2 rRNA genes are annotated in these 3,338 nt (G+C 56.0%); both read left to right on the top strand.

From position 1 onward, the window contains the following. The first annotated feature begins 12 nt into the window (after positions 1-12). Positions 13-3,116, top strand: a 23S ribosomal RNA gene (locus ACOWU6_RS16765). Positions 3,117-3,219: 103 nt separating this feature from the next. Then, positions 3,220-3,336: ribosomal RNA gene (rrf, locus tag ACOWU6_RS16760) — 5S ribosomal RNA — on the top strand. Positions 3,337-3,338 lie beyond the last annotated feature (2 nt).

Below are 3,338 nucleotides of genomic sequence, written 5' to 3'. Positions count from 1 at the left end.
TGGCTCATGTGATTTCAAGTCTTTAAGAGCAAACGGTGGATGCCTTGGCATCTGGAGCCGAAGAAGGACGTAGCAATCTGCGATAAGCCTTGGGGAGCCGATAAGCGGGCTGTGATCCGAGGATTTCCGAATGGGGAAACCCCGCCAGGCGGCGTGCTGACCTGGTGACTCCCGTCTGAATATATAGGGCGGGTAGAGGGAACGTGGGGAAGTGAAACATCTCAGTACCCACAGGAAGAGAAAACAACAGTGATTCCGTGAGTAGTGGCGAGCGAAAGCGGATGAGGCTAAACCGGATCGTGTGTGATAGCCGGCAGGTGTTGCACGTTCGGGGTTGTGGGACCATTCTGAGACCGCTGCCGCAGGTCTCGGTGGTACAGGTGCGTATAGACGAACGGTTTTGAATGGCCGGCCAGAGCGGGTGGTAGCCCCGTAGTCGACATGCGTTKCCTGCCGCGAGTGGTATCCCAAGTAGCACGGGGCCCGTGAAATCCCGTGTGAATCTGCCAGGACCACCTGGTAAGCCTAAATACTCCCAGATGACCGATAGCGGACAAGTACCGTGAGGGAAAGGTGAAAAGTACCCCGGGAGGGGAGTGAAATAGTACCTGAAACCGTTTGCTTACAAACCGTCGGAGCCTCCTTGTTGGGGTGACGGCGTGCCTTTTGAAGAATGAGCCTGCGAGTTAGTGATACGTGGCGAGGTTAACCCGTGTGGGGCAGCCGTAGCGAAAGCGAGTCTGAATAGGGCGAGTCAGTCGCGTGTCCTAGACCCGAAGCGAAGTGATCTATCCATGGCCAGGCTGAAGCGACGGTAAGACGTCGTGGAGGGCCGAACCCACTTAGGTTGAAAACTGAGGGGATGAGCTGTGGATAGGGGTGAAAGGCCAATCAAACTTCGTGATAGCTGGTTCTCTCCGAAATGCATTTAGGTGCAGCGTTGCGTGTTTCTTGCCGGAGGTAGAGCTACTGGATGGCCGATGGGCCCTACAAGGTTACTGACGTCAGCCAAACTCCGAATGCCGGTAAGTGAGAGCGCAGCAGTGAGACGGTGGGGGATAAGCTTCATCGTCGAGAGGGAAACAACCCAGACCACCATCTAAGGTCCCTAAGCGCGTGCTAAGTGGGAAAGGATGTGGAGTTGCTCAGACAACCAGGAGGTTGGCTTAGAAGCAGCCACCCTTGAAAGAGTGCGTAATAGCTCACTGGTCAAGTGATTCCGCGCCGACAATGTAACGGGGCTCAAGCACGCCACCGAAGTTGTGGCATTGACATTTTTGGTAGGCCTTCGTGGTCCAGCCGTGTTGATGGGTAGGAGAGCGTCGTGTGGGCGGTGAAGCGGCGGAGTGATCCAGCCGTGGAGGCCACACGAGTGAGAATGCAGGCATGAGTAGCGAAAGACGTGTGAGAAACACGTCCTCCGGAAGACCAAGGGTTCCAGGGTCAAGCTAATCTTCCCTGGGTAAGTCGGGACCTAAGGCGAGGCCGACAGGCGTAGTCGATGGACAACGGGTTGATATTCCCGTACCGGCGAAGAACCGCCCCAATCAATCCAGTGGTGCTAAGCGCCCAAAGCCAGACATCGCCGCCTTCGGGTGGCACCGTCTGGTGGAGCGCGCGACCCCATGCTGGTGCGGTTAGCGTATTAACAGGTGTGACGCAGGAAGGTAGCCCAAGCCAGGCGATGGTTGTCCTGGTCCAAGCATGTAGGCCGAGCCATAGGCAAATCCGTGGCTCATGTGGCTGAGATGTGATGGGGATGAAAAGTGGGTGATCCTATGCTGCCGAGAAAAGCATCGACGCGAGGTTCTAGCCGCCCGTACCCCAAACCGACTCAGGTGGTCAGGTAGAGAATACCGAGGAGATCGAGATAATCGTGGTTAAGGAACTCGGCAAAATGCCCCCGTAACTTCGGGAGAAGGGGGGCCCAGCGCGTATTAGAACTTGCTTCGAAAGCGTGTGTGGGCCGCAGAGACCAGTGGGTAGCGACTGTTTATTAAAAACACAGGTCCGTGCGAAGTCGCAAGACGATGTATACGGACTGACGCCTGCCCGGTGCCGGAAGGTTAAGAGGACCGGTCAGCCGCAAGGCGAAGCTGAGAATTTAAGCCCCGGTAAACGGCGGTGGTAACTATAACCATCCTAAGGTAGCGAAATTCCTTGTCGGGTAAGTTCCGACCTGCACGAATGGCGTAACGACTTCCCAACTGTCTCAACCACGAACTCGGCGAAATTGCATTACGAGTAAAGATGCTCGTTACGCGCAGCAGGACGGAAAGACCCCGTGACCTTTACTACAGCTTGGTATTGGTGTTCGGTGTGGCTTGTGTAGGATAGGTGGGAGACTGTGAAGCAGTGACGCCAGTCATTGTGGAGTCGTTGTTGAAATACCACTCTGGTCACTCTGGATATCTAACTTCGGACCGTGATCCGGTTCAGGGACAGTGCCTGGTGGGTAGTTTAACTGGGGCGGTTGCCTCCCAAAGAGTAACGGAGGCGCCCAAAGGTTCCCTCAACCTGGTTGGCAATCAGGTGGCGAGTGTAAGTGCACAAGGGAGCTTGACTGTGAGACTGACAGGTCGAGCAGGGACGAAAGTCGGGACTAGTGATCCGGCAGTGGCTTGTGGAAGCGCTGTCGCTCAACGGATAAAAGGTACCTCGGGGATAACAGGCTGATCTTGCCCAAGAGTCCATATCGACGGCATGGTTTGGCACCTCGATGTCGGCTCGTCGCATCCTGGGGCTGGAGTAGGTCCCAAGGGTTGGGCTGTTCGCCCATTAAAGCGGTACGCGAGCTGGGTTTAGAACGTCGTGAGACAGTTCGGTCCCTATCCGCTGCGCGCGTAGGAAGTTTGAGAGGATCTGACCCTAGTACGAGAGGACCGGGTTGGACGAACCTCTGGTGTGCCAGTTGTCCTGCCAAGGGCACCGCTGGTTGGCTACGTTCGGGATGGATAACCGCTGAAAGCATCTAAGCGGGAAGCCGGCCTCAAGATGAGACTTCCATCACCTTCGGGTGGAGAGGCTCCCAGCAGACTACTGGGTTGATAGGCCAGACGTGGAAGCCCAGCAATGGGTGCAGCTGACTGGTACTAATAAGCCGATGACTTGATAACACACCGTTTCCTGCGGTGCTCGCGTCCACTTTGTGGTTCCCGATGTACGGGCACCARAAAACTTTCATAGAGAAAGCTTGATGTCGAACACATCACCAGATGTTTCGGCGGTCATAGCGAGAGGGAAACGCCCGGCCACATTCCGAACCCGGAAGCTAAGCCTCTCAGCGCCGATGGTACTGCAAGGGGGACCTTGTGGGAGAGTAGGACACCGCCGGACTT

Source organism: Microbacterium sp. SA156 (assembly GCF_049065455.1).
Taxonomy (GTDB): domain Bacteria; phylum Actinomycetota; class Actinomycetes; order Actinomycetales; family Microbacteriaceae; genus Microbacterium; species Microbacterium barkeri.
The sequence above is the reverse complement of the archived record's forward strand: the minus strand, read 5'-3'. Positions and strand labels throughout refer to the sequence as shown.